21 protein-coding genes are annotated in these 26,286 nt (G+C 69.7%); 10 read left to right on the top strand and 11 right to left on the bottom strand.

Annotation, left to right across the window (positions count from 1 at the left end; genetic code table 11):
- From G4D87_RS02615 to G4D87_RS02605, 3 genes are all read left to right on the top strand, one after another.
- The coding region (locus G4D87_RS02615; protein ID WP_240357960.1) for a PAS domain-containing sensor histidine kinase at positions 1-2,104 on the top strand (2,104 nt) is incomplete at its 5' end.
- On the top strand, positions 2,101-2,511 hold the full coding sequence (locus G4D87_RS02610) for a response regulator (RefSeq protein ID WP_163778212.1): 411 nt from the start codon (positions 2,101-2,103) through the stop codon (positions 2,509-2,511). The genes G4D87_RS02615 and G4D87_RS02610, both read left to right, overlap by 4 nt.
- Positions 2,512-2,519: 8 nt before the next feature.
- Positions 2,520-3,353, top strand: coding sequence for a GvpL/GvpF family gas vesicle protein (locus G4D87_RS02605; protein WP_176409159.1), 834 nt, complete (start codon positions 2,520-2,522; stop codon positions 3,351-3,353).
- Between the two features lie 18 nt (positions 3,354-3,371).
- On the opposite strand, the gene G4D87_RS02600 is transcribed toward G4D87_RS02605, so the two are convergent.
- The 5 genes from G4D87_RS02600 to G4D87_RS02580 all read right to left on the bottom strand — a co-directional run bounded on the left by G4D87_RS02600 (position 3,372) and on the right by G4D87_RS02580 (position 9,491).
- On the bottom strand, positions 3,372-4,487 hold the full coding sequence (locus G4D87_RS02600; protein WP_163778206.1) for a hypothetical protein: 1,116 nt from the start codon (positions 4,485-4,487) through the stop codon (positions 3,372-3,374).
- Positions 4,484-6,352 carry a Gldg family protein gene (locus G4D87_RS02595; protein WP_163778203.1) on the bottom strand — a complete coding sequence of 623 codons (1,869 nt, stop codon included), beginning with the start codon at positions 6,350-6,352 and terminating at the stop codon, positions 4,484-4,486. Before G4D87_RS02595 ends, G4D87_RS02600 begins: the two co-directional genes overlap by 4 nt.
- The gene (locus G4D87_RS02590; protein ID WP_163778200.1) at positions 6,349-7,071 is read right to left on the bottom strand and encodes an ABC transporter permease; all 723 of its coding nucleotides are present in this window, start codon (positions 7,069-7,071) and stop codon (positions 6,349-6,351) included. Before G4D87_RS02590 ends, G4D87_RS02595 begins: the two co-directional genes overlap by 4 nt.
- The gene (locus G4D87_RS02585; RefSeq protein WP_163778197.1) at positions 7,068-7,997 is read right to left on the bottom strand and encodes an ABC transporter ATP-binding protein; all 930 of its coding nucleotides are present in this window, start codon (positions 7,995-7,997) and stop codon (positions 7,068-7,070) included. Before G4D87_RS02585 ends, G4D87_RS02590 begins: the two co-directional genes overlap by 4 nt.
- Positions 7,998-8,069: 72 nt before the next feature.
- On the bottom strand, positions 8,070-9,491 hold the full coding sequence (locus G4D87_RS02580; RefSeq protein WP_163778194.1) for a TIGR01777 family oxidoreductase: 1,422 nt from the start codon (positions 9,489-9,491) through the stop codon (positions 8,070-8,072).
- A 31-nt stretch (positions 9,492-9,522) separates the two neighbouring features.
- Here G4D87_RS02580 and G4D87_RS02575 point away from each other — a divergent pair, with 31 nt between their 5' ends.
- From G4D87_RS02575 to G4D87_RS02550, 6 genes are all read left to right on the top strand, one after another.
- Positions 9,523-10,485 carry an L-threonylcarbamoyladenylate synthase gene (locus G4D87_RS02575; RefSeq protein ID WP_163778192.1) on the top strand — a complete coding sequence of 321 codons (963 nt, stop codon included), beginning with the start codon at positions 9,523-9,525 and terminating at the stop codon, positions 10,483-10,485.
- 80 nt (positions 10,486-10,565) lie between these two features.
- Entirely contained in the window at positions 10,566-11,108 is a 543-nt protein-coding gene (locus tag G4D87_RS02570; protein ID WP_163778188.1) for a hypothetical protein, read from the top strand.
- Positions 11,109-11,190: 82 nt separating this feature from the next.
- Positions 11,191-11,934 carry a SitI6 family double-CXXCG motif immunity protein gene (gene sitI6, locus G4D87_RS02565; protein WP_163778184.1) on the top strand — a complete coding sequence of 248 codons (744 nt, stop codon included), beginning with the start codon at positions 11,191-11,193 and terminating at the stop codon, positions 11,932-11,934.
- 109 nt (positions 11,935-12,043) lie between these two features.
- Entirely contained in the window at positions 12,044-12,547 is a 504-nt protein-coding gene (locus G4D87_RS02560; protein WP_163778181.1) for a hypothetical protein, read from the top strand.
- A gap of 47 nt (positions 12,548-12,594) precedes the next feature.
- Entirely contained in the window at positions 12,595-12,807 is a 213-nt protein-coding gene (locus G4D87_RS02555) for a hypothetical protein (protein WP_240357959.1), read from the top strand.
- 272 nt (positions 12,808-13,079) lie between these two features.
- Positions 13,080-13,526: a hypothetical protein gene (locus G4D87_RS02550; RefSeq protein WP_163778177.1), complete on the top strand. Its 447-nt coding sequence runs from the start codon at positions 13,080-13,082 to the stop codon at positions 13,524-13,526.
- A gap of 59 nt (positions 13,527-13,585) precedes the next feature.
- Here G4D87_RS02550 and G4D87_RS02545 read toward each other — a convergent pair whose 3' ends face one another.
- The gene (locus G4D87_RS02545; protein ID WP_240357958.1) at positions 13,586-17,131 is read right to left on the bottom strand and encodes a DEAD/DEAH box helicase; all 3,546 of its coding nucleotides are present in this window, start codon (positions 17,129-17,131) and stop codon (positions 13,586-13,588) included.
- 247 nt (positions 17,132-17,378) lie between these two features.
- On the opposite strand from G4D87_RS02545, the gene G4D87_RS02540 reads away from it, so the two are divergent.
- Complete coding sequence (locus G4D87_RS02540; protein WP_163778172.1) at positions 17,379-18,401, top strand: hypothetical protein; 1,023 nt, start codon at positions 17,379-17,381, stop codon at positions 18,399-18,401.
- Here the strand turns inward: G4D87_RS02540 and hemH are convergent.
- The 5 genes from hemH to treY all read right to left on the bottom strand — a co-directional run bounded on the left by hemH (position 18,352) and on the right by treY (position 26,214).
- Positions 18,352-19,440, bottom strand: coding sequence for a ferrochelatase (gene hemH, locus G4D87_RS02535; RefSeq protein ID WP_163778169.1), 1,089 nt, complete (start codon positions 19,438-19,440; stop codon positions 18,352-18,354). The two genes, G4D87_RS02540 and hemH, sit on opposite strands and share 50 nt — an antisense overlap.
- Positions 19,440-19,826 carry a Co2+/Mg2+ efflux facilitator ApaG/CorD gene (gene apaG, locus G4D87_RS02530; RefSeq protein WP_163778166.1) on the bottom strand — a complete coding sequence of 129 codons (387 nt, stop codon included), beginning with the start codon at positions 19,824-19,826 and terminating at the stop codon, positions 19,440-19,442. Before apaG ends, hemH begins: the two co-directional genes overlap by 1 nt.
- Positions 19,827-19,895: 69 nt before the next feature.
- Positions 19,896-20,846, bottom strand: coding sequence for a TerC family protein (locus tag G4D87_RS02525; protein ID WP_163778163.1), 951 nt, complete (start codon positions 20,844-20,846; stop codon positions 19,896-19,898).
- Positions 20,847-20,974: 128 nt separating this feature from the next.
- Complete coding sequence (glgX, locus tag G4D87_RS02520; RefSeq protein WP_163778160.1) at positions 20,975-23,116, bottom strand: glycogen debranching protein GlgX; 2,142 nt, start codon at positions 23,114-23,116, stop codon at positions 20,975-20,977.
- Positions 23,113-26,214, bottom strand: coding sequence for a malto-oligosyltrehalose synthase (gene treY / locus G4D87_RS02515; protein WP_205507389.1), 3,102 nt, complete (start codon positions 26,212-26,214; stop codon positions 23,113-23,115). The genes glgX and treY overlap by 4 nt, the downstream gene beginning before the upstream one ends.
- Positions 26,215-26,286: the final 72 nt, after the last annotated feature.

Raw genomic sequence — 26,286 nt, 5'->3', positions numbered from 1 at the left:
GGCCCCTCCCGCCGCGCTGCCCAACCCAACGCCCGAGCCAGACGTCGAAGCACGGCTCGCCCTGGCCGAGCACCTGCTCGCCTGCGACGAGCCACGGCTGTGCGCGCGGCACGTGGTGGACTGGCTCACCCGCGAGCGGCCGTCGGACGTCGCCGCCTGCTTCGCGCGCGACAGCAGCACGGGAGGCTGGGTCTGCCTCGCGGCCCGGAACCTCTCCGACGCCCAGTGCGCCGCCCTGGCGTTCCAGCCCGGTGAGGCCGACCATCCCCTGGCGGAGACGCTGGCGCAGGGGACGCCTCGCTTCTTCGCCGCGCCCCGGGCCCCGCTGCCGTCCGTGGGATGCATCGCGGTCCCCCTGGGCCGGCCCGGAGCGCCCGCGGTCGGCTTGCTGCTGCTGTCCGCGGACGGCGCCATGCTGACGCCGGACGCCGAGTGGGTGAGCGCGCACGTGGGCCCCCGGCTGGCCGCCATGCTGCCCACGGAGCGGCGCGAGGTGGCGGGCGGCCAGCTGCTCCGTCGCATCATCGACACCGTGGCGGACCCCGTGCTGCTGACGGACCTGGAGGGGCGGCCCCACATCGCCAACGCCCGCGCGGAGGTGCTGCTGGTGGCGGGGCCGGAGGCGAGCGAAGGCCGCCGCCGGGCGACCGAGCTCAACCGGCAGGTGTTCTCCTCCGCGCTGGCCAGCTTCGCCAGCGGCGACACCGCGACCGTGCGCCGCCGGGAAGTCCCGCTGGTGGACCCGGTGGAGGGAATCGACCTGCTCTTCGAGGTCGTCAGCACGCCCGTCCTCGAGCCGGATGGCCGCGAGGCCCTGGTGAGCGTGCTGCGCAACGTGACGGACCTGGGCCGCGCCACCCAGGCGCTGGGTGAGAGCTACCGGCGCCTGCGCGCCACGGAGCGGGAGGCCCGCAGCGAGCGTCACCGGCTGGACCGCGTGCTGGACTCCGTGCCGGACCCCCTCATCCTGTCCGACCCGGCGGGCGGCATGGTGATGATGAACGGCCCGGCGGAGAAGCTCTTCGCCACGCACCCCGACAGTGGAGAGGCCGCGCTGCGCCGGCTGCACTCCAACAACGCGGGCTTCGCGTCGTTCCTCGCCAACCTGATGGACGCGGAGGGCCGGCCCCGCTGGCGTGGGCAGCTCGGGCTGGTGGACCCGGCCACGGGCGCCACGCTCCCCATGGAGGCGGTGGCCAGCAAGGTCCTGGGCGACTCCGGCGAGCTGACGGGCATCGTCACGCTCTTCCACGACCGCAGCGAGGCGATGGAGAAGGCGCGGCTGCTGGAGCGGGTGAAGGAGGGCTCCGTCCACCTGGAGGCGCGCGTGCAGGCCGCCACCGCGGAGCTGGCCGAACAGAACGAGATGCTGCGCCGGCAGGCCATCCAGGTGGAGCAGGCCAGCGCGGCCAAGTCCCAGTTCCTGGCCAACATGTCCCACGAGTTCCGCACGCCGCTCAACGCCATCCTCGGCTACACGAACATGCTGCTGCAGGGCGTGTCCGGCGAGCTGAACCCGGCGCAGAAGCGGAACCTCACGCGCATCGACTCCAACGGCAGGCACCTGCTGGAGGTCATCAACGAGATTCTGGACATCACCCGCATCGAGGCGGGCCGCATGCCCTTGAACCTGTCGGACTTCGGCATCCCGGAGCTGTTCCAGGAGGTGATGGCGGAGCTGGACCCCATCATCGCGCGCAGCAAGCTGGCGGTGAGCGCCCACCTCGGCCCGCGCGTGCCGGCGGTGTACAGTGACCGGCAGAAGGTGAAACAAATCGTCCTCAACCTCCTGTCGAATGCGTTGAAGTTCACGCATGAAGGTTCGGTGCGGGTGCAGGCGGAGTACGTGGCTGCTACGTCCACGCTCACCATCTCCGTGACGGACACCGGCATCGGCATCGACTCCGCGAACCAGGAAAAAATCTTCGAGGACTTCCAGCAGGTGGACAGCTCTCCGACCCGCGCCTATGGAGGCACGGGGCTGGGCCTCTCCATCTGTCGGCGCCTGGCCGCCATGCTGGGGGGACGCGTCACCCTCCAGAGCACCCAGGGCGAGGGTTCGACATTCACCCTGCACTTCCCCCGACGCGCGAGGCGCGCATGACGAACCCAGCTGAGAACCCGAAGCCCCTCGTGCTCGTCGTAGACGACTATCAAGATGCCCGAGAGATGTACGCCGAGTACCTGGAGTTCTCGGGCTTCCGCGTCGCCGAGGCCAAGAATGGCCAGGAGGCGCTGGACAAGGCCTTCGAGCTGCGGCCCGACATCATCCTCATGGACCTGTCGCTGCCCGTCATGGACGGCTGGGAGGCGACGCGGCGGCTGAAGGGCGACGACCGCACGCGCGCCATCCCCGTGGTGGCGCTCACGGGCCATGCGATGACGGGGCAGTCCGACGAAGCCAAGGGCGCGGGCTGCGACTCCTTCGTCACCAAGCCCTGCCTGCCGGACGCGCTGGTGGATGAAGTCCGCCGCGTGCTCGCCACCCACGGAGGCGCATCGTCGAGGTGAAGCGCACCATGTCCCGGACGACACGGCCCCGGAAGGGGGCGGCTCGCAGCGACAGGCGCACGTCCCAGGCCTCACCGCCTTCGCCTCCCACGGCGGAGACGGCGGCGCCCGACGGGCCCCGGTATCTCTACGGCATCCTCCGGGCCTCCGCGCCCCCGGACGTCGGGCGCATCGGCGTGGGCGCCGCTCCATCCCAGGTGTACGCGGTGAGCGAGGCCGGCCTCGCCGCCATGGTGTCCGTGGCCCCCGGCCGCGTGGTGGACCCGACGCGGGCGCACCTGCTCGGGCACCAGCGCGTCACCGAAGCCCTGCTCCGTGAGCACACCGTGCTCCCCGTGGCCTTCGGCACCGTCATGGCCTCCGAGGCCCAGGTCCGAGCGGTGCTGCGCACGGCCCATGACGCGCTGTCCGGCGTGCTGGACGCGCTGGAGGGCAAGGTGGAGTTGGGCCTGAAGGTGCTCTGGCACCGCGAGCACCTCGCCCAGCGGTTGGTGCTGGAAGACGCCCGGCTTCACCGGCGCGACGCGGAGCCGGAGGCCGAGCACGAGCGCCGCTTGGAGGCCGCCGTGGAGGACCGCGCCGGGCGAGACATGCGGGCGCTGCTGGAAGGCCTGCGCCCCCGTGCCGCCGCCACGCGCGAGCATCCCCCCGTGGGTGAGCGGATGCTGCTCAACGCGGCCTTCCTCGTGGAGCGGGCACGGCTGGAGTCCTTCGAGGCGAAGGTCCGCTCCCTGGCCGCGCGCTCGGACACGTACACGTTCCGCTTCACCGGCCCCTGGGCGCCCTACAGCTTCGTGGACGTGCACCTGGGCCTGCGTGAAGTGGACGCGGTGGGGACCTGAGCCCAGGTCCCCCGCGCGTCACTTCCCGGAAGCGGAGGACACGGGCGCCGTCACCCGCGCCGCCTCTTCCGCCAACGCCTCCATCCCGGAGTGGAGCCGGGCCCAGCCCGAGGTGTGCTCGGTCCGGGCGTAGAAGCCACCCTCGCCCTTCGCCACCATGACGTGGCCCACGGGCTGGCCCGCGCGCAGGTAGTCCACGCGGAAGGACTCCCGCGGCTCGCCCCCGGGAAGCGGCTCGTCGCGGCCGAGCAAATCCACCGGCATCATCCGCCACACGCGGTCATGCCAGTTGCGCGCGAAGTCGTCCGGCTGCTCCGGCGCCTCCTCCGGCGCCAGGACGACCGGGCCCGGCGCCTTGCCCGTGGCCCGGAAGGCGCGGGTGGCACCGCCGGCGCTGACACGCACGGCGTCGAAGTCCCCCAGGTCGAAGGTGTGCAGCCGGCGGTCCACCAGGCGGCTGCTCGCGTTCTCCAGGTCCGGCAGCATCGCCGGGCCCAGCAGGTACACGCGGCCATCCTCCTCGCTGCGCAGGTACGGCGTCCCCCAGCCGCCCGCGGGCGACGCCAGGGCGAACACCCGCGCCTTGCCGCCCACCGTCAGCGTCAGCTTGCGCGGGGACGTGGCCAGGCCGACCTCCTCCAGCTTCTTCGCGTCCAGCTCCCCCAGCGCCCGCATGGCGCGCATGGGCGCGAAGCGGGAGAACAGCTTGTCCGCCACCTCGTTGGCGCGCAGCTCACGCGGCGGGGGCGGCGCCTCACGCGTGGCCACGGGCGGCGGTCCCAGCGCGGCGTGGGTGCCCGCGTCCGTGCCCACCGCCGCGGTGGCCACGCCCGCGTCCGTCGCATGCTGAGCCACACCCGCATCGGCGGCGCCCGCGCTCGCGCCGCCGGAGGCCGTCTTGGAGGCCTTGTGGCCCAGACGCACCCAGAGCCGGTCGCGCTCGCTGGCATCGCGGAACACGTCCACGAAGCGGGAGTCGTCCTCGTAGCGGATGCTGTCCAGCGCGCGCACTGGGACATCCACCACCGTGACTTCTCCCGGGCCCGCGGAGGGCTCGCGCTGCCAGACGACGAACGCCGCGACCAGCGCGGCCGCCGCCAGGGCCCCTTGCAGGGCCAGGTCCCGAACCTTCATCGCTCACCTCCCGCCACCGCGGGGCGCGGCGCGCGGCGTCCCCGCCGGCGCGTCATCACGAAGCCCACCACCAGCACCAGGGCCGGCCCCAGGAACACCGTCGCGTAGAACCAGAGGACGTCCTGCTCCCGCGTGTGCTGGATGGGCGTGTCTTCCTCCGAGGACACGGCGCCGGAGATGGACTCCTCGCCGGTGAGCCACCGCAGCGTGTCCACCGCCAGGTACGCATTGCCCATGTTGCCCAGCAGCAAATCACCCACCGCGTCCGCGTCCGCCATCACCACGGCGCGCATCGCCTCCTGGCCGGCCGGCGCGGGCTTCTCCACCGCGATGACCAGGGGCCAGGGCCGCCGCGGCTCCCCCGCGTCCAGCATGAAGTTGCCATTGGCGTCCGCGAAGGTGGCGCCGTGCGCGCGCACCGACACGTCCTGCGCCAGACCGCCCGGCAACGGCTGAAGCTGCTCCAGGGCGCCCGCGCTCACGAAGACGGCTGGCGCCTGTCCCGCCAACGACGACAGCGACGTGACGGACGGGTGCGAGGAGAACGTCGCCGTGCCCAGGTTGCCGCGGTCGCTCTGCTGCCGCGACGTGCGGAAGTACACCTGGTCATTGGCCAGCGGCGTCTTGAGGTACTTCAGGCCCAGGGGCTCCAGCAGCGGCTGGAAGTCCGGCCCCTCCGGCTCCAGCGCCAGCCACAGCCGGCCCCCTCGCGCGGAGTACTCGCGCAGGGCATTCAGCTCCTCGGGGAGGAACGCCTGCGTCGGGCCCGCCACCACCACCACGGAGGCGTCACGCGGCACCTCGGTGCCCAGGCCCTCGGAGACGCCGAGCGACCGCACGTCCACGTTCTGCGCGCGCAGCAGCTCCTTCAGCTTCTCCACGGACGGGCGCATCGTCTCCCCCGGCACCGCGCGCGACTCGGCGCGCTCGCCGTGGCCCGCCGTGAAGTAGACGACCCGGCGAGGCCGGGCCACCGTCAGCAGGCGGCGCTGGACCTCCTGGTCCAACCGCTGAAGCTGGCCGCGCGCCCGCTCGATCTCCAGGCCCACCGTGAGCGGCTCCTTCCGGTCGCCGCGCGCCAGGACGACAGTGCCGTTGTTGTGGACGCCCAGCGTCTTCGCCCGAGCCGGCTCCACCGCCTGGTCCAGCCGCTCCACGTTGAGCAGGCCCGGACTCTCCACCGCCAGGTCGCGGAAGTACTGCCCCACCGCTTCACCCACCTCGTTCGCGGGTGGGAAGAAGAGCGTCACCTGGAGCGGCTCGTTGAGCCCTCGGATCACCTTGCGGGTGCCATCGCCGGGCTTCGCGGTGCGGAAGTAGGACAGGTCCCACGTCACGTCGGCCTGGGTGGCGACGAACATGGACGCGAAGGCGAAGACGAGCACGAAGGCCAGCCCCAGGCCGGAGTACAGCGCGCTGCGGACCCGGCCCGTCTCCAGCACCGGCGCGCGCGTCATCGCCGCGGCGGCGACCTCCACCATCGCCAGCGGCAGCAAGCAGCAGGCGAGCAACGCCGGGAAGAGCGCCGCCAGCGACACCGCCACCCGAGGCGCCTTCTGCGACAACGGCCCGCCGAAGAGCCCGGTGCCCACGTCCGACTGGACGAAGTAGAGCCCCAGGGCCAGGAGGCCCACGCCGTACAGGCCCGACACCCACGCCTCGACGGCGCGCCGGTCCGCGCTGGCCGACCGCAGGCGCGCGACGCGCCAGCCCAGCGCACCCACCGCCACCGCGACGCCCAGGCCCGACAGGACGGTGCGGCCCGTCCCGATGCCGAAGAGCCGCTCACCGAGGAAGACGGCCAGCAGGCCCGAGACGAAGGCCAGCGTCACGGGGAGCCCCCCGCTCGAAGGACGCGCGCTCATCGCCACCTCCGCGCCTCGAGCACCCGCGTGGACGCGAACAGCGCCACGTAGGTGACCACGAGGTAGTAGACGACGTCACGCACGTGGATGAGCCCCGCCTGGAACGGCGGGAAGTGCTGATTCCACAGCGACATCGCGCTGAAGACATCCGCCAGCGGCTGCTCGGTGATGCGCGCCAGCAGCCAGCACAGGATGAGGGCCACCAGCATCACCGCGGACGTAATCGCCGCGAGGAGCTGGTTGCGCGCCAGCGCCGAGCCGAACGTCCCCACCGCCAGCGACGCGCTGCCCAGCAGCAGCAGGCCGAGGTACCCCGCCGCCACGTGGCCGAAGGACACCTTGCCGTTCACCAGCACCAGCAGCGGCATGTACAGGGTGCACAGCACATACAGCGCCAGGAAGGCCAGCCCCGCCAGGAACTTGCCCAGGACGATGTCCCTGTCTCGCAGCGGTGACGAGTACAGCAGCGGCAGCGTGCCCGTCTGGCGCTCCTCGGCCAGCAGGCGCATGGAGATGAACACCGAGGCGACGACGGTGAAGCCGCTCGAATAATAGAAGAACTGGGACAGCACCTCGGCGGAGCGCTTGCTGGCGCCGCCCAGGGCATACGCGTTGAAGAACAAGCCGTTCAACGCGAGGATGACGGCGATGATGACGTAGCCGCTGAGCGTGCGCAGGTACGCGGACAGCTCGCGGCGGGCGATGAGCAGCGCTTTCACGCGCGCACCTCCTGGCCATGGGTCAGCCGCAGGAAGATGGATTCAAGCTGACCGGCGCCCTGGTCCAGCCGCAACAAGTCCAGGCCCGCGCCCACCACCGCCTGCGCCACCTGGGGCCGCTGGTCGGGCGAGGCCCGCACCGTCAGCGCCACCAGGCCGTCCGACGCGCGGTCCACCTCCACCGCGCCAAAGCGCTGGAGCACCTCCACCGCGCGCGCCCTGTCGCCGCGCAGCTCCAGCTCGATGGTGCCCCGGCCGCCCATCTGCGCCGCCAGCTCCTCCTCCGTGCCCTGCGCCACCAACATCCCCTTGTGGATGATGAGCAGCCGGTCACACGTCTGGGAGATCTCCGGGAGGATGTGGCTGGAGACGAGCACCGTGTGCGCGCCCTTCAAGCCGCGGATGACGTCGCGCATCTCGACAATCTGCCGGGGGTCGAGCCCGCTGGTGGGCTCGTCGAGGATGAGCAGCGCGGGCTTGTGCACCAGCGCCTGCGCCACGCCCACGCGCTGGCGGTAGCCGTGACTGAGCGTGGAGATGAGCTCGCCGTGGACGTCACGCAGGCCCGTCTTCTCCTCGGCCTCGCCCACGCGGCTGGCGGTGTCCCGGGACGTGACGCCGCGAAGCTGCGCGACGTAGGTCAGGTACTCACCCACGGTCATCTCTTCGTACAGCGGAGGCACGTCTGGCAGGTAGCCGATGCGCTGGCGGACCTCGTGGGCATTGCTCACCACGTCATGGCCGTCGATGACGACGCGCCCCGAGGTCGGCAGCAGCACGCACCCCAGGACCTTCAGCGTCGTCGATTTTCCAGCGCCATTGAGGCCCAGGAAGCCAATGACTTCTCCCTGGCTGATGGTGAAGGCCAGGTCCCGGATCGCCGCGTGCTCACCGTAGTATTTGGTCAGCCCTTCGACCTGAATCATCAGGAGTCCTCTCCCCTTCGAATGCGTCGTTCCTTCTGTCGCAGCGGAGGGGATTGTCAAGCGCCGGACTCGCTAGGAGTGGCGGTATTCAGGGCCCTCCGTCGTGCGCCCCAGCGTGAAGCGCAGCGCGCCTTCCAGGTCGGGGAGGAGGAAGGCGAACCCCAGCCGCTGAGCCGCCTGGGGCACGATTCGCGCGCCCTCCAGCAGCGCCTCCTGCCCCATCTGTCCGAAGAGGGTCCGCACGACGGGCGCGGGGACCGGGAAGACGGCCGGACGCCGCAGCACCTTGCCCAGCGTCCGGGCGAAGTCCGCCTGCCGCACCGCCCCGGGCGCCACGGTGTTGAGCGCGCCGCGCGCGGCGTCGGTGAAGATGGAGAAGTGGATGAGCCCGAGCACGTCCTCCAGCGACACCCAGCTCATCCACTGCTGCCCGGAGCCGATGGGCCCGCCGCCGCCCGCGAGGAACGCCGGCAGCATCTTCGCCAGGGCGCCCTCGCTTGCGTCCAGGACGGGGCCGATGCGCAGGTGCACCACGCGGATGCCCGCGGCCTCGGCGGGCGCGGCGGCGGCTTCCCATTCCCGTGACACCTGGGAGAGAAAGCCCTTCCCGTCCGTGCTGCTCTCCTCGGTGAGGACTTCGTCGCCGCGGTCTCCGTAGATGCTGCTACCGCCCGCGGAGACGAGCACCTTCGGCTTGCGCTTCATGCGCGCCAGGGCCTCGGCCAGGGAGCGGGTGCCCTGGGTGCGGCTCTTGAGGATGGCGTCCTTGTACTCGGGGGTCCACCGCTGGCCGGCCACGTTGACGCCCGCGAGGTGCACCACGGCGTCCACGCCTTCGAGCGCGTCGGTGTCCACCTCGCCCTTGTCGGGCGCCCAGGCGACCTCGTTCCGCGCCGGGTCCGCCTTGCCGCGCACCAGGCGCTTCACCATGTGGCCGCCGGTGGTGAGGAAGGGCACCAGCGACGAGCCCACCAATCCCGAGGCCCCGGTGACGGCGATGGTGAGCGGCCCCTGCCCGGCGAAGGCGGCGTGACGCTTCAGGTCCTCGAGCGTGACGCGGTGGCGGTACGCGAACATCCGCTCCAGGGTGCGCCGGGCGAAGCCTCCGCCGAAGAGGCTGCCCAGCGGGCCCACGGGGAGGACGTACTCCACCTCGTCCTCCAGGATGGAGGTGCCCGTGGTGGGCTCGGGCCACATCCGGTGGGTGTGGACCCACTTCGAGAAGGGACCGGACACCTGCGTGTCCTGGAACATGGCGCCTTCGGTGTAGGCGGTGTGCTCGGCCACCAGACGTTGGGGGATGGGGCCCACGCGCATCTGGACGACGACGCGGGCACCGGTGCGGATGCCATCGCCGGTGCGCTCCAGGACCTCCAGCCGCTCCCAGGGCGGTGACAGGCGCTCGAACGCCCCTTCCCGGGCATGCCAGGCGAAGAGCTCAACGGCGGGGACTGGCATCCGACTGCGAGCATCGAAGACGTGCGACTTGCCCATGTTCCCTCCTGGGGCGACAGTGCGGCGGCGCATGATTGCTCCAGAGTCCCTTGAACGCGCGGTAGAATTGCTGCGGCACGGGGGTGTCGTCGCCCTGCCGACGGAAACCGTCTACGGTCTGTCCGCCAACGCGGAGGACGAACTGGCCGTGCGCCGCGTCTTCGCCATCAAGGGCCGCCCCGCCACCCACCCGCTCATCGTCCACATCCCGGGCGTCGAGCACCTGGGAACGTGGGCACGTGTGGTCCCGGAGGCCGCGAGGAAGCTTGCGGAGGCCTTCTGGCCGGGGCCGTTGACGCTGGTCCTTTCGCGCACGGCGAGGGCCACGGATGCCGTGACAGGTGGGCAGGACACGGTGGCCCTGCGCGTGCCGAATCACCCGGTGGCGCTCGCGGTGCTCCAGAAGCTGGGCGGAGGGCTGGCCGCGCCGAGCGCGAACCGGTTCGGGAAGGTGAGCCCCACCACGGCGGAGCATGTGCAAGAGGACCTGGGCGGAGACGTGGACCTCGTCCTGGATGGGGGCCCGTGCACGGTGGGGGTGGAGTCGACCATCGTGGACCTGAGCGCGGATGAGCCCACGATTCTGCGGCCCGGAGGGCTGGCGGCGGAGGACGTGGAGCGAGTGCTGGGGCGGAAGGTGCCGGTGAGGACTTTGTCCAAGGTGCGTGTGTCGGGCTCGCTGGAGTCGCACTACGCGCCGCGTGCTGGCGTGGTGCTGGCGGAGGCCGGGCAGGCGGTGGCGCGCGTCCAGGAGCTCAGAGGACAGGGATTGCGCGTGGGGGTGCTGGGGCCTGCGAGCCTTGCGTTGCCCCCCGACGTGCCGCGCTTCGATGTACCGGATGAGCCCGCTGGGGCGGCGCGCGTGCTGTACGCCCGGCTGCGCGAGGCGGATGCGCAGGGGCACGACGTGCTGGTGGCCTGCCTCCCGGCGGAGAGCGGGCTGGGCATCGCGGTCCGGGACCGGCTGTCGCGCGCAGCCGCGCCGCGGGGGTAGCGATTACGCAGTCGAGCCCCCTCCGGTACAGTGGGCCGATGGCGACAGCGCACAGCGCATCCAGTAGCTCGTCCGTTCACTTGGACTGGGTCCGATGGTTCGGTTGGACATGCATCGCAGTCCTAGCCAGCCTCGCTTTCGCGTATATAACCAAGGGGCTGGGGGCTGCGACGTCCTACAACCTGAATGGATTTCCAGGCGTCCACCCCTATGCTGGCGAAATCCTTTCGGATGTGTCGGCTGGCATTGCGCAGTGCCTGGCCGTCTTCATGTACGGGAGGAAGGGCCGACCTGCCTTCTGGACTGGCATCATCGTCACCGAATTCGTTCGATTTATCCCCGGGGCAGCACTGCTCGCTGCGATTGCTGCGACCACAACATTCGAGATTGGAGCGCTGCACTACAGCCCGTTCGTCTGGTGGACAGTCAGGGCCCTTATCGCAACCGCATGCCTCGGTTGGCTATGCATGAAACGAGCGCCTCCAAGCGTGGGCCTTATTTTCGTCTCGGCACTCACCAGTGCTTCACTGCTGTGGATGGTCAGCATGCAACACCACGGGTTCGGCATCGACCTCATCCTTCCAGGGAGAAGCGAACTCCTGTGGGAACTGCTCGCGCAGTGACCCGGCATCAAGACGCACGGCATTCATGTTGGTGAATCCCGAGTGCATCCGCCAGTAAGGTCACGCCGAGGAAGCAGGGCTCTTGAAGTTCTACGTGATTGAAGAAGACAGGGCCGCTGGGTTCACTGGAAACCTACGAGCCGTGCCTCCCTGGGGACTCCCAGGCGTTACCCCATGCGATGCATGTGGAGCCGCGGGCGGCTGGGCTGGCCTCCAGTACCCGTGTGTTGACTTGTCGGACCTTCAGGAGCGCAAGGCACTCGAAAACCCAGGCCGACAGGTCAGCTTCGAGGAGTTCTCCCGATTGAGGGAACTGGTCCGTCCATTCGCGCCCGACTGGGCTCGACTGGAACCAGGCGCCGACTTCGGCCCGCCCACGGGAACGGGCAGCGGCACCTTCGGCGACCTCTTCATGCAGAACCCATGGTCGCTCTACATTCGCCGTGAAGCCCTGGAGCGGCTTCAGGACGCGGGCATTCAGGGCCTCTCAGGCTGCCCGCTGAACGTGCGGTTCCGTGGAAAGAACCCACCCGCGTTGCTCGCCATGCAGTTGGAACTTCATGGCCGACTGCTCATCGATCGCGTGCCTCCTGGGGACCGCCCTGTCTGCCCGACCTGCGGGATGCTTCGACACGAGCTACCCCATCCACTGATTCTCGACGTTCATTCGATGCCCGCTCCTCCAGATCTTTTCCGAACCTATGACTGGCCCACCTTCATCGTGGCGACCGAACGGATGGTGGACTCCGTGAAGCAGTTCGCCTTGCGCGGCATTCGCTTCAGCGAACTCGCGGCCCGCCAAGGACCGTCCGTCTCCGTCACCTAGAGAAAGGCGATATGCTCCGCGGATGGAGCATTCACCGAGCGCAGCGCCCTCACTGTGGACACGCTACCTGGAATGGGGCCGGTGGGTTGGCTGGACCGTCATCGCGGTCATGGTGAACTTCGTACTCTCGGCGGTGACCTCGTTCGGAGGGAGCTACACGATGTCCGGTGGACAGGGCGATTGCATTTCCATCGGGTCCGCAACTTCCGATGTCGTCCTTGGTATGACACTAGTCTTGGCCGGAGTCCTATTCGGCAGAAAAGGCCCAAGCGCCTTCTGGACTGGCGTCGTGACCACCGAATTCGTTCGGTACGTCCCCTCAGCCGCGCTGATGGCGTGGGTCATCGCGTTCACTCCCATCCAAATAGGCACACTGCACCACTCGGCAATCTTCTGGTGGACGTCGAGGGCACTCATCGCAACGACGGTCGCCATCTGGCTCTGCGTGAAGCGAGACGGCCCCGCCCCGCGTGACATGGTCGTCTCGGTGCTCGCAAGTGTCACACTGCTAGTGTTCCTGAGCCTTCGGTGGGATGACTTCCCCGCGAATCCCATCCTCCCATGGAGAGCTGACCTCCTCTTGAACCTGGCCCTACGCGGACTTCCACATTGAACAGGAACAAGAAAGAGCCACTCTCCGACGAGCAACGTAGCGCAGCGATGAAGGACATCGTGGGTTCTGACCGGCGCGCCATCGTCAAGGCGGCCACACTCCTTTCGGGGGACCCAACGACGATGGAGGAACTGCTGAAGTTGCTCGAGGTCGAAGACAGGTTGTCCCGGCACTCGAAGCACTGCTCGGTGATTCAACGCCAGTGCCCGGATGGGGTGACACCATCGGGCGCAAAGCCGCCGATGCGATTGAATGGCTGACGTGGAGCAAGTCGTCGTGACACGCCCTGAATCAGCCCTGACGAGTCCCGCCGAAAGGCCTCCGCTCCGCATCGACGGAAGAGATACTGTACGCTTTTGAGATGGAACCTTCCGTGACTGCGGGCACTACGCGGGAAAGGCATCGTCCTGAATGGCTCCGAATTTTCGGATGGACCTGGGCGGCGATCTTCGCAGTCCAGGTCTTCGAATTCGCAAGCAGACGGGTATCGGACGAGTGGTCTTACTCCATGACGGGCGGGCCGGGGGATTGCATGTACTTCGGCCACGGGGTCGCGGACATCATGACAAGCCTTGCGCAACTTGTGGCTGTTTTCATGATTGGAAGAGTGAGTCCGAAAGCATTCTGGACTGGCATCGTCACCACGGAGTTCATCCGCTTCGCCCCGGCCGCCGCCGTCATTGCGTGGTCCGATGCCGCGCCCCCTCCCGAGCTGGAAACGTTGTTTCGCTCCGCCCTTTTCTGGTGGCCCTTGAGAGGCATCATCTCAACCGTGGCCTTCATCTGGCTCTGCCTGAAGCAAGACCGACAGAGCTCTTTGGCCATGTCGCTGCTCGCAAGCCTCATGATCCTCGGGGCTCTCAGCCTGTTGAACGGGAATCCCACTTTCAATGCCGCGCTCCCATGGAGGACCGATAACCTTTTGTTCATGCTCGAACCGCGTGAGAGTCGCCCGCTCCCTGGGACGTCCCCGACGTGATGCAGGGTGTTCGGCGTCGGGGCGCGATAACCAGGATTGGCCCCTGAATCCCCTATGGCTCAGTGCCGCGTCCGAGGCCCCTCCTCCTCCCCAGGAGAAGCCAGCCGCTGGGACAACAGCCCCAGCAACTCCTGGGTCGACAGCCGTCCCGCCGCGTCCTTCCCTTCGAGCACCCCCGCCACCAGCGCGCGCTTGTGCTCGTGCAGCGACAGCATCTGCTCCTCGATGGTCCCCCGAGTCACCAGGCGGTACACCGTCACCGGCCGCTCCTGCCCAATCCGGTGCGCGCGGTCGGACGCCTGGTCCTCCACGGCGGGGTTCCACCACGGGTCCAGGTGAATCACCGTGGTCGCCGCCGTGAGATTGAGCCCGAAGCCACCGGCCTTGAGCGAAATCAGGAACAGCGGCACGTCTCCCTCCTGGAACGCGCGCACCCGCTCCGCCCGAGCCCCCGCGGGCGTCTGCCCATCCAGGTACTCGTAATCAATCCCCTCCGCGTCCAGCACCTCGCGCACCAGCGCCAGGTGAGAGGTGAACTGGCTGAACACGAGCGCGCGATGCCCCTCCGCGCGGAGCTCCCGCACCAGCTCCATGAACCGCTCCAGCTTGGCCGACTCCAGCTTCGACCCCGCGTCATACAGCCGCGGATGTGACGCCAGGAGCCGCAGCCGCGTGAGCGCCGCCAGAATCTCGATGCGCCGCTCCTGCTCCTTCATCTTCGGCTTGCGCGTCTCCAAATCAGAGAGCGCCGCCAGCCGCGCGTCCTCGTAGAGCGCCCACTCCTCCGAAGACAAGACAATGGGCACCCGGATGTCCGTCCGAGGCGGGAGCTGCGCCTCCACCTGCGCCTTCGTCCGGCGCAGCAGGAAGGGCTGGAGCACCCGAGCCAGCGCGGGCGCGGCCGTCGGGTCCACGCCCCGCTCAATCGGCGCGGCGAAGCGCGAGCGAAACGCCTCCCAGCTCCCGAGCAGTCCCGAGAAGACGACGGCGAAGAGGCTCCACAGCTCGCCCAGGTGGTTCTCCAGCGGCGTGCCCGACAGCGCGAACTTGAAGTCCCCCTGGAGCGCCCGCGCCGCGCGGAAGCGGTGCGTCGTCGCGTTCTTCAACGTCTGCGCTTCGTCGAAGATGATGGTGGAGAAGCGCAGCTTCGACAGCCGCTCGATGTCCCGCGTGAGCAGTCCATAGCTCAGCACCAGCACGTCCTTGGGCCCCAACTGCTCCAACGTACGCCCCCGGTCCGCCGCCTCCGAGAACAACGTCATCCGCAGCGACGGCGCGAAGCGCTTCGCCTCGTCCACCCAGTTGAAGGCCACCGACGTCGGCGCCAGCACCAGCGCGGGTCCCAGCTTGCTCCGCTCCAGGAGCACCGTCAGCGCCTGCACCGTCTTGCCCAACCCCATGTCGTCCGCGAGCACCCCACCCGCGCCCCACGACGCCAGCCGCGTCAGCCAGCGGAAGCCCTCCAACTGGTAGTCCCGCAGCGCCGTCTTCAAGCCCGTGGGCACCCGGGGCTTCAGCTCCTTCGCCGCGAAGATGCGCTCCACCAGCGACTGCCACGTCTTGTCCGCCTCCACCTCGGCGCCCGCGTCCTGGAGCGCCGTGAGCGTCTCCACCGCGGAAGGCCCCACCTCCAGGCCATGGCGCGTGGCATGCGTATGGTCCGCCAGCCGCTCCAGGTGCTCCCGCAGCGCCCCTTCAATCTCCACGTAGGACGTCGAGTCCACCTGGACGAAGCGTTCCTTCCGCCGCGCCGCATCGAGCAGCCGCGCCAGCTCCACCCGCTCGCCTTCCACTGCGAGCCCACCCAGCACGCCAAACCAGTCCCGCTTCCGCTCCAGGATGACCTTCAGCGCCGGAGGCGCGGCGGCGTGGAACAGCCGCACCGGCGCCCCCACCCACTCCAGCTCCGGCTTCGGCTCCAGCTCCACGCAGGCCGAGAGCACCGCGAGGCCGCCCTGCGCGCTGGTGAAGCGGAAGGTGAAGGGCAGCTCCTCGGGCTCCGCCGTTTCGAGCGGCAACCGGGCCTGAAGCAGCTCCGCCGCGTCGCGCTCCTGAACGAAGTCACGCACCGCGTGCGCGGCCCCCGTCCCCCGCCGGACGTGGACGTCGCGCGTGCCCTCGCCCGGAATGAACGTGGGGCTGTCCGGCAACGGGCGCGTGCGCAGCTCCACGCGGACCGCCCCGCTCGCGTGCGCCTCCATGCGCACCACGGGCGCGTAGCGCAGCGGCACCGACTCCCCCAGGACGCTCCGCGGCAGCGCCACCGGCACGCGCAGGGACAGCTTCGACAACTGGTCCAGCAGCGCGACGTGGCTCTCCGGCGGAAACGCGTTGCCGTGGCGGTTCAGCGCCGTCATCAGCGCGCGGACCTCGGGCCCCGCGTCCAACACCGTGAGCACCCGCTGGCTGTCATCCCAGACGTAGAGCCCCTCCTCCGGCTGCGCCCTGCGCACCCGCTCCAGCATCGCCGTGGGCAGCATCGCGCCATCCACGCCCGCGCTCACGATGACCACGCCGTCCCGGTCCTCGGCGACGAGCCCGACCTTCGCGCGCTCGATGCGCACCAGCAGGTCCGGATTCTCATCCAGGTGGATGCGGGGATGCCCCACCAGTTCGAAGAGCAGCGCGCGCGACGCGGGGGCCTCCGACTCCGGCAGCAACGCCGCCAGGCGCGCGTCCGCCGCCGACAGTTGCGAGCCGTGGTCCTGCAGCAGCTTGCGCCGGCTCACCTTCGCGCCCGTGCTGCGCTGGCCCTTCTTGTTGTGCTTGTGCACGTAGGCCGCGAGCTCCACGCCGTACCCGTTGATGACGTCCAGCCGCCAGGAGACCTCGCCGCCGCCGGGCCCACCGGGACTGTCGTCGACGGCCCGCTCCAGCGCCCGCAGCGCGCGCTCCCAGCCGGGACGGACCAGCTCCTCCAGCTCCTCGCCAAAGGTCTCCGTCCACGGCTGCCGCAGCCACAGCAGCGCCGTGTCGATGGCCGCCAGCAGGTGGACGCAGAACGTCGCGCCACAGGAGCAGTCCCCCGTCACCTCGGTGGGCGCGAAAATCAGCCGGGCCTCGGGGAGGATGAAACCCGCCTGCGCCCCCACCGGCAGCTCGGAGATGCGCGTCTCGCGGAGACGGAAGCCCGGGAGCGGCGCGTCGAACTGCATCAGGTCCGGCACCAGCGCGTGCATCGGCCGGGGTGCGACGGACGCCGGAACGCGCGCGCGCAGCGCCAGCAGCAGGCCATGGACGCGGTGCGTGCGGGTCTCGGCGGGCGGCGCGAGCCGCTCCTCGAGCGAAGCCCGTGACGCCTCCGCGCCCAGCCGCTCCGCCTCCACGAAGCGCCAGGCGAGCGTGGGCAACAGCACCTTCATCCGGGGAGCCGGCATCGCCTCCGTCATCCAGCGCGCCAGCGAGTCCGTGCTCAGCAGCTCCACGAGCCTGCGGCGAGCGAGCACGGGACGCGCCTGGGGCAGCCAGGCCGCCTCCACCAGCGGCATCAGCACCGCCAGGCTCAGCCGCGACAGGTGCTCGAGCCCCTGCTCCCGCAGCCACGCCAGCGCGTCACGGCTCGTATCGAACAAGGGAGTCACGGGCTTCTCGAGCGGCTCGGACATGCCCCCGCTTCTTCGCAAAGCACGCACGAAACGCAAGCGGCCCCGTGACGCGAGGACGCAAGACGGCGGGTCGCCCTGCAAGGCGCCGCGCCTCGGAGACTTCGAGCCCGGCCCAGACTTCGCCGGACGCGTCAAGACGCAGGTCGACGTGTCACTCGCCCAGTCATCCTCGAAGCGGCCGGGTGACGTACTTGAATGACCTCGCCTGCTTCGATATCCCACCAAGGCTGCCAAGGAGCGTCCCCGCGTGAAGCAAAGCGTGTTTGGTCTGGTCGTCGCCCTGTCACTGACCGCGTGCAAGGAGGAGCCCCGTGGGAAGATGGAGCCCATTCCCCGCCCGCCGGGGATGAAGGACGCTCCGCCTCCCGCGGAGGCCGCTCCCGTCGCCGCAGCGGAGCCGCCCGTGGACCCCTCGAAGGTGGTCCTCCGCTGGAAGATTGCCCAGGGCGCGCCCACGTCGTACCGGCTCGACATCGAGCGCACCGGCGGCGCGCCCGCCAGCACCGAGGAAGACACGCGCCCCAAGAGCGCCCGGGGGAAGGGCAAGGAGAAGCCCGCCTCCGTCGCCGTGGCCCTCCCCGGTCCCGTCACCTATTTCATGGAGCGGACCGACTCGGGTGACTACCGCCTCCGCGTCATCCCCGTGGGCCGCGACGCCAACGCCAACGCCGACGCGGACACGGCCACGCTGAGCGAGCGCGGCTTCGTGCTCGACGGCCTGCAGGGCGCCACCCGCAACACCGCCACCCTGGTGCTGGAGCTGCCCAGAGATGCGGTCGGCACCGGTGATACGTGGTCGCTCGGCACCGAGCTCATCCGCGTGGAGGCGCTGGGGCCCCAGTTCCAGGCCGACCAGCCCGAGCGAATCAACCGCGTGAAGCTCGCCAGCCTGACGCCCGCCGACGGGGGCGAGCAGGTGGCCACGCTGGAGTACGACCTCTCCGAGAAGCTGGCCGGCAAGGTCCTCGCGAAGGACGCGCCCCCCACCTCGCCCGCGCGCGCCGCGGAGGAGGACGCGGAGGCGGACGACTCGGAGCGCCCCCGGCCCCGAGCCACGCCTGAGGGCAGCGCCAGCGCCGAGGTGCGCATCACCGGCCGCGGCGAGTTCCTGGTGAAGGCCGGGCGGTGGCGCTCCTGGGAAGGCACCGTCACCTCGGTGACGAAGGGCGGCTTCCCCACCGCCGCGCTCCAGGTGCCCGCCGGCGCCCTGAAGCTGCGCCTCACCGCGGTGGAGTCGCCGCCGACGCCGACGGCCCAGCCACAGCAGTAGGCGGCCCGTCCGACTCGCGCACCATGCGCACCACGGCGTCCACCCAGGCCGGGTGGGCGTTGAGGGAGGGGACCAGCGTCAGCGCCTCCCCTCCCGCCTCCAGGAACTGCTCCCGCGCCCGGAGGCCAATCTCCTCCAGCGTCTCCAGGCAGTCCGCCACGAAGGCCGGGCACATCACCGCCAGGCGCTTCACGCCCTGCTTCGCCAGCTCCGGCAACACCACGTCCGTGTACGGCTTCACCCACGGCGTGCGGCCCAGCCGTGACTGGAAGGACACGCTCCACCCGCCCGCCGGCAGTCCCAGCCGCTGGGCCAGCCCCCGCGCCGTCGCGTAGCTCTGCGCGCGGTAGCAGTGGCGGTTGGCGTCCGTCATGGCGTCGCAGCACGAGGCGGTGGACAGGCAGTGCGTCCCCGTGGGGTCGCTCTTGCGCATGTGCCGCTCCGGCAGGCCGTGGAAGCTGAAGAGGACGTAGTCGGCGCGCGCGTCGTCAATCACCGGCCGCGCCACGGCGGTGAAGGCGTCCAGGAAGCCCGGGTGCTCGAAGAAGGCCGGCACCGCGCGCACGAAGGGCACGTCCCAGGACTGGGCCAGCACCTCGTAGGTGCGCGCCAGCGAGGACGCGGTGGAGGACGCGGCCTCCTGCGGGTACAGCGGCAGCACGGTGAACTCCGACACGCCGCGCGCCTTGAGCGCCGCGATGCCGTCGGGGATGGAGGGCGAGCCATACCGCATGGCCAGCACCACCTCGTACTCCCCTGCCAGCCGCTCGGCCACCTGGGCCGCCAGGGCCTGGCTGTACACGAGCAGCGGCGAGCCCTCCTTCATCCAGATTTTGCGGTACGCCTCCGCGCTCTTCGCCGGACGCACCGGGAGGATGATGAGGTTGAGCAGCGCCCAGCGGCCCAGCGGGTGGATGTCGATGACGCGCGAGTCACTGAGGAACTCGCGCAGGTAGCGGCGCACCGGCCCCGCATGAGGCGCATCCGGCGTCCCCAGGTTGACGAGCAGCAACCCTCGCTTCGAGGTGGGCGTTGGCATCAGTGCAGGGAGTTGGGGAGGGTGAGCGCGAACTCGGCGATGCGCGCGTCGAAGTGCGTGCCGTCCGGCCGCACCATGTCATAGGTGCCGCGCATGGTGCCGAAGGGCGTGCGCAGCATGGCCCAGCTCGTGTACTCGAACCGCTCTCCGGGCCCCAGGTGGGGCTGGCGGCCCACCACGCCCTCGCCCTTCACCTCTTCCACCTTGCCCGTGGCGTCGGTGATGACCCAATGCCGCGCCTTGAGCTGCGCCGGCGCGTCGCCCTCGTTGGCGATCTCCACCGTGTACATGAAGGCGAACTGCCCGGACTCTGGAGCGCTGCGCTCCGGCCAGTAGGCGGGCTTCACGGTGATGCGGATGCCGTCAGTGGTGGCGCTGGAGGACATGCCCCCAGATTTGGCGGTAACGGCGGCCACTTGCAAGGAAAACGCCGGGTTGGCGGCCCGGCGCCTTGCCTACGTCTTGGCGCTCTCGCGGTCCTGTCCGGGCTCCGGCTGCTTCGGCCACACCAGCGAGGCGATGATGGCCGCCACCAGCACGCCGGCAATCACGCCCAGGGAGATGCCGATGGGGACGTGGATGTCGAAGAAGGTGATGAGCATCTTCACGCCCACGAAGCCCAGAATCGCGCTCAGGCCCACCTTCAGGAAGTGGAACTTGTCCATCAGGCTGGACACGACGAAGAACAGCGAGCGCAGGCCCAGAATCGCGCACACGTTGGACGTGTAGATGATGAAGGCGTCCTGGCTGATGCCCAGCACCGCGGGGATGGAGTCCAGCGCGAAGAGCAGGTCCGTGGCCTCCACCACCAGCAGCACGATGAACAGCGGCGTGAACTTGCGCCGGCCATCCTCCGTCACCCGGAAGCGGCTGCCGTCACCCAGCCGCGCCACCGGCAGCACCCGGCGCGCGAACTTCACGATGCCCTTCTGCTCCGGGTCGATCTCCTCGTCCTTGGACACCAGCATCTTCACCGCGGTGAAGACGAGGAACGCGCCGAACAGGTAGATGAGCCAGTGGAACTGCTTCACCAGCGCCGTGCCGGCGATGATGAGGGCAGCGCGCATGACGAAGGCGCCCAGGATGCCCCAGAAGAGCACCCGGTGCTGGTGCTCGGGCGCCACCCGGAAGTAGCTGAACACCATCAGGAAGACGAAGAGGTTGTCGACGGAGAGCGCGTACTCCACCACGTACGCCGTCAACCACTGGAGCCCCACGGTGGGCCCCTGGTAGTGCCAGATGCCCGCGCAGAAAATCAGGCTGAGGGTAATCCACACCAGCGTCCAGAGGCCCGCCTCCTTCGGCGTCACCGCATGGTCCTTGCGATGAAACAGCCCGAGGTCCATCGCGAGCATCGCGAGGACGAAGACGTTGAAACCCACCCAGAGCGCGACTTGCGTGTTCACGTAGCAATCCTGTTGCAGGGGACGGCGGGGCGCACCCTACCGGCGGGATGCCCGGGCGTCGACCCCCGCGTGAAACCCGCTGGACCTCCTGCTTTCGTCCAGCGGGCCCCGTGCGGCCCCTCGGAGGGCTATTCCGTGGCCGGGCGGCGCAGCACCGCCAGGGAGCGGCCCGCCACCTGCACGGTGCCCCCCGCCGGCGTGTGCGTGCGCGGCGACTCCCCCGCCAGCGCGGTGTCCACCACCAGCTCCCAGTCCGCGCCCCATTCGATGGCGGGCAGCATGAAGGTGATGGGCTCGTGGTGGGCGTTCATCAGCACCAGGACGGTGTCCCCCACAATCCGGTTTCCTTCGTCGTCCGGCGCGGCGATGGCGTCACCGCCCAGCAGGAACCCCAGGGAGCGCACGTAGGGCTTCTCCCAGTCGTCCTTGCGCATCTCCTTGCCGTCGGGCCGGAACCACGCCAGGTCCTTCAGCTCGCTGTCCCACATATGGGCGCCGCGGAAGAAGCGCCGCTTGTGCAGCACGGGCTGTTCGCGCCGCAGCTTCGTCAGGGCGCAGGTGAAGTCCAGCAGCGCGCGCTGCGTGTCGTTCAGCTCCCAGTCCACCCACGACAGCGCGTTGTCCTGGCAGTAGGCGTTGTTGTTGCCCTGCTGCGTGCGGCCCATCTCGTCGCCGGCCACCAGCATGGGCACGCCCTGGGACAGGAAGAGCGTGGCCAGGAAGTTGCGCTTCTGCTGTTCGCGCAGGGCGTTGATCTTCGCGTCCGCCGTCTCGCCCTCCACCCCACAGTTCCAGGAGTGGTTGTCGTTGGCGCCGTCGCGGTTCTCCTCGCCGTTCGCCTCGTTGTGCTTGTCGTTGTACGTGACGAGGTCGTGCAGCGTGAAGCCGTCGTGCGCGGTGACGAAGTTCACGCTCGCGGTGGGCTTGCGGCCGGACAGGGAGAAGAGGTCCGAGCTGCCGGTGAGGCGGTAGCCAATCTCCGCCGCCTGCCGGTCATCGCCCTTCCAGTAGCGGCGGATGGTGTCGCGGTACTTGCCGTTCCACTCGCTCCACAGCACCGGGAAGTTGCCCACCTGGTAGCCGAAGTCGCCCACGTCCCAGGGCTCGGAGATGAGCTTCACCCGGCTGAGCACCGGGTCCTGGTGGATGATTTGGAAGAAGGCGGCGCGGGTGTCGTAGCCGTGCCTGTCCCGCCCCAGCGTGGTGGCCAGGTCGAAGCGGAACCCGTCCACGTGCAGCTCCTCCACCCAGTAGCGCAGGGAGTCGGCGATGAGCTTCAGCGCGTACGGGTGCGTGGCGTTCCACGAGTTCCCGCACCCGGTGAAGTCCAGGTAGTAGCGCGGGTCCTTCTCCGTGAGCCGGTAGTACGCCGCGTTGTCCACGCCCTTGAAGGACAGCGTGGGGCCCAGGTGGTTGCCTTCGCAGGTGTGGTTGTAGACGACGTCGAGCAGCACCTCGATGCCAGCGCGGTGCAGCTGCTTCACCATGCGCTTGAACTCGTCCACCTGCCCGCCCAGCGACCCCGAGCCGCTGTAGCGCGCGTCCGGCGCGAAGTACCCCAGCGTGTTGTAGCCCCAGTAATTGACCTTCTCGCGCTGGATGAGGAAGGGCTCGTCGACGATGTGCTGGATGGGCAGGAGCTCCACCGCGGTGACGCCCACCCGCTTCAGGTGTTCGATGCTGGCCGGGTGCGCCAGCCCCGCGTAGGTGCCCCGCTGCGCCTCCGGGACGCGCGGGTGCAGCTTGGTGAAGCCCTTCACGTGGACTTCGTAGATGAGCGTGTCGTGCCACGGCACGCGGGGCGGAGCGTCTCCCTCCCAGTCGAAGGTGTCCGCGCCCAGCACCACGCCCTTGGGCACGGCGGCCGCGTCATCCCGCGTGTCGAACGCGAGGTCGTCCTCCTTGGCGCCCGGCGTGTAGGCGTAGATGGGGGCCTGGTAGTCCACCTGGCCGTGGATGGCCCGGGCATACGGGTCCACCAGCAGCTTGTGGGGGTTGAAGCGCAGCCCCTTCTTCGGCTCGTAGGGCCCGTGCACGCGCAGCCCGTAGAGGGCCCCGGCGGCCACCCCAGGCACGTAGCCGTGCCACACCTGGTGGGTGTTCTCCAGCAGGGGAAAGCGGCGCGTCTCCTTCGTGGGGTCCTCCGGGTCGAAGAGGCAGACTTCGACCCGCTTGGCGTGCTCGCTGAATACGGCGAAGTTGACCCCGTGCCCGTCGAACGTGGCGCCCAGGGGATACGGCTTCCCTGGAAGCACCTCGGCCCTCCTCATCCGGCGCTCCTCTCCAGCAGAATCACCGGAAACTCCGCCAGGAGCGGCCCCAGGGGCAGCACCGCGCCACCCGGTCCACGCTCGGGCCGCACCTGACGTCCGGTGAACACATCGCGGAACATCATGCCCGCATATGCCTCCGGAAGGTCCAGGAACGTGCTGCCGTAGGCCCCCGCCAGCCCTTCGGGGCCCTGCAGGGCGGACAGGGTGTAGCGCGGCGCGCAGGCCACCACCACGGCGTCGCCGTGCTCTCGGGCGAAGGCCACCGCCGCCTTCGCCCGGTCGCCGGTCAGCTCCAGCGCCCGGTAGCCGCCCTCCCGGAAGAGGGCCGCCTGCCGCTGGCGCAGCCGCAGGGCCTCCGTCAGGACGTAGAGCTTCACCTGGCCGTCCTCGAGGTTCGCCGCCAGCCGCCCGCTCAGCGCGGCCCGGTCCTGCTCCGCCTCCGCGTCCAGCGTCTCCAGCAGCCGCGCGCGCAGCGCGAAGTCCACCGGCCGCCGGTTGTCCGGGTCCACCAGCGACAAATCCCACAGCTCGGAGCCCTGGTAGGTGTCCACTACGCCAGGAGAGGCCAGCTTCAGCAGCAGCTGCCCCAGCGCGTTGTGTTGTCCCGCGCGCTCGATGGAGCGCTTGAAGTCCCGCGCGTCCGCCAGGAAGGCGCCCGTCACCTTCGAATCGAAGCAGGCGTCCACGTAGCGCGCCACCGCGTCGTCATAGGTGCTGTCGGGGTTGGTCCACGAGGTGCGGACCTTGGCCTCCTTGATGGCCTTGCCCATGTACTCGCGCACCCGGCGCTGGAAGTCCGCCAGCGCCTCCGCGGAGTGGGTGTCGCCCATGGGCCACGCCCCCACCACCGTCTGGAAGAAGAGGTACATGTCATTGGCAGTGGGCGCCGGGCCGGACGGCAGCTGGGACACCGCCTTCTCCGTCTGGCGGGCCCACTTCCTCACCCGCTTGCGCCACTCCTCCGGCACCTCGGTCAGCACGTTGATGCGCGCGCGCACGTCCTCGCTGCGCTTGGTGTCATGGGTGCTGGAGGTGAGCTGGCTGGCCGGCCACCGCTCCGCGCGCTCCTGGTTGCGCAGGTGGAAGGTGTTGGCGTGGACGCCGAAGCGCTCCGGCTCGCCGCCCACCTCGTTGAGGCTCACCAGCCGGTTGTAGATGTAGAAGACGGTGTCCTCCAGGCCCTTGGCCATGACGGGCCCCGTCACCTGCTGCAGCTTCATGGCGAAGCGCAGCATGTCCGCCCGCTCGCGCGCGTCGGTGTGCTCCGGGTAGCGGCGCAGGAGGACGTCGCGCAGGAAGTCGAAGATGGACGCGTTGGTGGTGGCGTTGCGCACCTTGGCGCGCTGGATGGTCCACTCGATGTACTGCACGTCCCGCCCGTCCAGCTCCGGGCGCCAGCCGTCCACGTAGGTGCGGTACACGGGGAACAGGGCGATGAACTCCACCAGCGCCCGCCGCAGCGAGTTGAGCGTGAAGTCGCGCGTGCGCCGGTTCATCTCCGAGATGCGGTTGAGCTCGTGCGCCAGCACGTTGATTTCGCTGGCCATGGACACGCGCATGATGAGCAGCTTCTTCTGGTAGACGAGCTCGGCGAAGTCCGCCTGCCCTCCCACGAAGCGCTCGTACGTCTCCGACAGCGCCTTCTCCGCGTCCGGCTGGACGAACAGGCCGCTCACCGCGTTGGCGAAGCGGTAGCCGGTGGTGCCGTGCACGGCCCAGGACTCAGGCATGCGCTCACGGCCGCCCTGAATCTTCTCCACCACCACGTACAGCGCCTTGCGCAGCGGGCTGTCCGGCTGCTGCGTCACCTCCGCGCGCCACCGCTCGCGCAAGCTGGACTCCACCGCCGACCAGCGCGTGTCATCCTCCGCATGCGTCTGGAGGAACAGCGCGTGGGCCCGCTCCACGAAGTACGCCTCCTGCAGGTCCAGGAAGTAGGCGGTCGGGTCGAAGAGGCCATCCGGGTGGTCGATGCGCAGCCCCGTGACGAGCCCCTCGCGCAGCCAGCGGAAGATGAGCGCGTGCGCCTCCTGGAAGACGTCCGGGTCCTCCTCGCGCAGCGCGGCCAGGCCGTTGATGTCGAAGAAGCGCCGGTAGTTGATTTCCTCGCCCGCCACCCGCCAGTGCGCCAGCCGGTAGCTGCACGCCGTCAGCACCGAGTCCAGCAAGTCATACGAGTGCGGGTTGCCCGGCTCGCCATTGAAGACGCGGACGTTGTCCTCGATGTAGGCCAGCACCTCCGGGAACTCCGCCGTCACCGCGGCCAGCCGCCGCTTGATGACCTCCTTCTCCCGGTGGCGCTCCACCACCTTCGGCCGCTCCACCTCCGTGCGCGAGGGCAGGTAGTCGATGGCGGTGAGGATGGACAGGAACTCCAGCATGCCGGGGTGCTCCCCCCCCAGCCGCGACTCCAGCCGCTCCAGGCCATGGCGCAGGATGCGGGCGTACTGACGCGGCGCCACCGGCAGCAGGTGCTCGTAGTAATGGAGGAAGAAGGCGCCCTCGCGGAAGGACAGCTTCAGCTCCCCGCGCTCCAGGACGATGCCGTACTGGTCCCCCAGAATCGGCAGCAGCACCCTGTCACGCAGTTCCTCCTTCACCGGCGCCCAGTCGACGTCGAAGAACTTCGCGTAGACGGAGGACGGGCCGTTCTCCAGCACGTCGAACCACAGGCGGTTGTCCCGCTCGATGCCCATGTGGTTGGGCACCACGTCCAGCACCTGCCCCATGCCCCGCGCACGCAGCGACGCGCAGAGCGCCGCGTGCGATTCGGGCGTTCCGACCTCGGGGTTCAATTGTTGGTGGTCCACGCAGTCATAGCCGTGCGTGCTGCCGGGCGTGGCCTTCAGGTAGGGGGAGGCATAGAGGTCGCTCACCCCCAGGCGGGCCAGGTACGGCACCACCTGTCGCGCGTCCTCGAAGGTGAAGCCCTGGTGGAACTGCACGCGGTACGTGGACAGGGGCGTGTGCGGACGCGACTCCAAGTCTGCCTGGACGCGAGCGTAGAGCCCTTCGGCCAGGGCCTCCGCCGTCATCGTGGCGCCACCCGCCCCATTCGAGGCGGACCCCTCTTCTTCCAAGGCGTCGAGCAACATGGGGCCCAGAGGTAGGCCGCCCACGCGCCGACCGCCAGCATACAGAAACGCGTCCGCCCTCTATCCAACGCT

Source organism: Myxococcus vastator, assembly GCF_010894475.1.
Taxonomy (GTDB): domain Bacteria; phylum Myxococcota; class Myxococcia; order Myxococcales; family Myxococcaceae; genus Myxococcus; species Myxococcus vastator.
The sequence above is the reverse complement of the archived record's forward strand: the minus strand, read 5'-3'. Positions and strand labels throughout refer to the sequence as shown.

What these genes read in the sequence shown, in the direction of transcription:
- G4D87_RS02610 (WP_163778212.1), top strand. Translation starts at nt 2,101, where the DNA reads ATGACGAACCCAGCTGAGAACCCGAAGCCCCTCGTGCTCGTCGTAGAC.
- G4D87_RS02605 (WP_176409159.1), top strand. Translation starts at nt 2,520, where the DNA reads ATGTCCCGGACGACACGGCCCCGGAAGGGGGCGGCTCGCAGCGACAGG.
- G4D87_RS02600 (WP_163778206.1), bottom strand. Translation starts at nt 4,487, where the DNA reads ATGAAGGTTCGGGACCTGGCCCTGCAAGGGGCCCTGGCGGCGGCCGCG.
- G4D87_RS02595 (WP_163778203.1), bottom strand. Translation starts at nt 6,352, where the DNA reads ATGAGCGCGCGTCCTTCGAGCGGGGGGCTCCCCGTGACGCTGGCCTTC.
- G4D87_RS02585 (WP_163778197.1), bottom strand. Translation starts at nt 7,997, where the DNA reads ATGATTCAGGTCGAAGGGCTGACCAAATACTACGGTGAGCACGCGGCG.
- G4D87_RS02580 (WP_163778194.1), bottom strand. Translation starts at nt 9,491, where the DNA reads ATGGGCAAGTCGCACGTCTTCGATGCTCGCAGTCGGATGCCAGTCCCC.
- G4D87_RS02575 (WP_163778192.1), top strand. Translation starts at nt 9,523, where the DNA reads ATGATTGCTCCAGAGTCCCTTGAACGCGCGGTAGAATTGCTGCGGCAC.
- G4D87_RS02560 (WP_163778181.1), top strand. Translation starts at nt 12,044, where the DNA reads ATGGTGAACTTCGTACTCTCGGCGGTGACCTCGTTCGGAGGGAGCTAC.
- G4D87_RS02555 (WP_240357959.1), top strand. Translation starts at nt 12,595, where the DNA reads ATGAAGGACATCGTGGGTTCTGACCGGCGCGCCATCGTCAAGGCGGCC.
- G4D87_RS02550 (WP_163778177.1), top strand. Translation starts at nt 13,080, where the DNA reads ATGTACTTCGGCCACGGGGTCGCGGACATCATGACAAGCCTTGCGCAA.
- G4D87_RS02545 (WP_240357958.1), bottom strand. Translation starts at nt 17,131, where the DNA reads ATGTCCGAGCCGCTCGAGAAGCCCGTGACTCCCTTGTTCGATACGAGC.
- hemH (WP_163778169.1), bottom strand. Translation starts at nt 19,440, where the DNA reads ATGCCAACGCCCACCTCGAAGCGAGGGTTGCTGCTCGTCAACCTGGGG.
- apaG (WP_163778166.1), bottom strand. Translation starts at nt 19,826, where the DNA reads ATGTCCTCCAGCGCCACCACTGACGGCATCCGCATCACCGTGAAGCCC.
- glgX (WP_163778160.1), bottom strand. Translation starts at nt 23,116, where the DNA reads ATGAGGAGGGCCGAGGTGCTTCCAGGGAAGCCGTATCCCCTGGGCGCC.
- treY (WP_205507389.1), bottom strand. Translation starts at nt 26,214, where the DNA reads ATGTTGCTCGACGCCTTGGAAGAAGAGGGGTCCGCCTCGAATGGGGCG.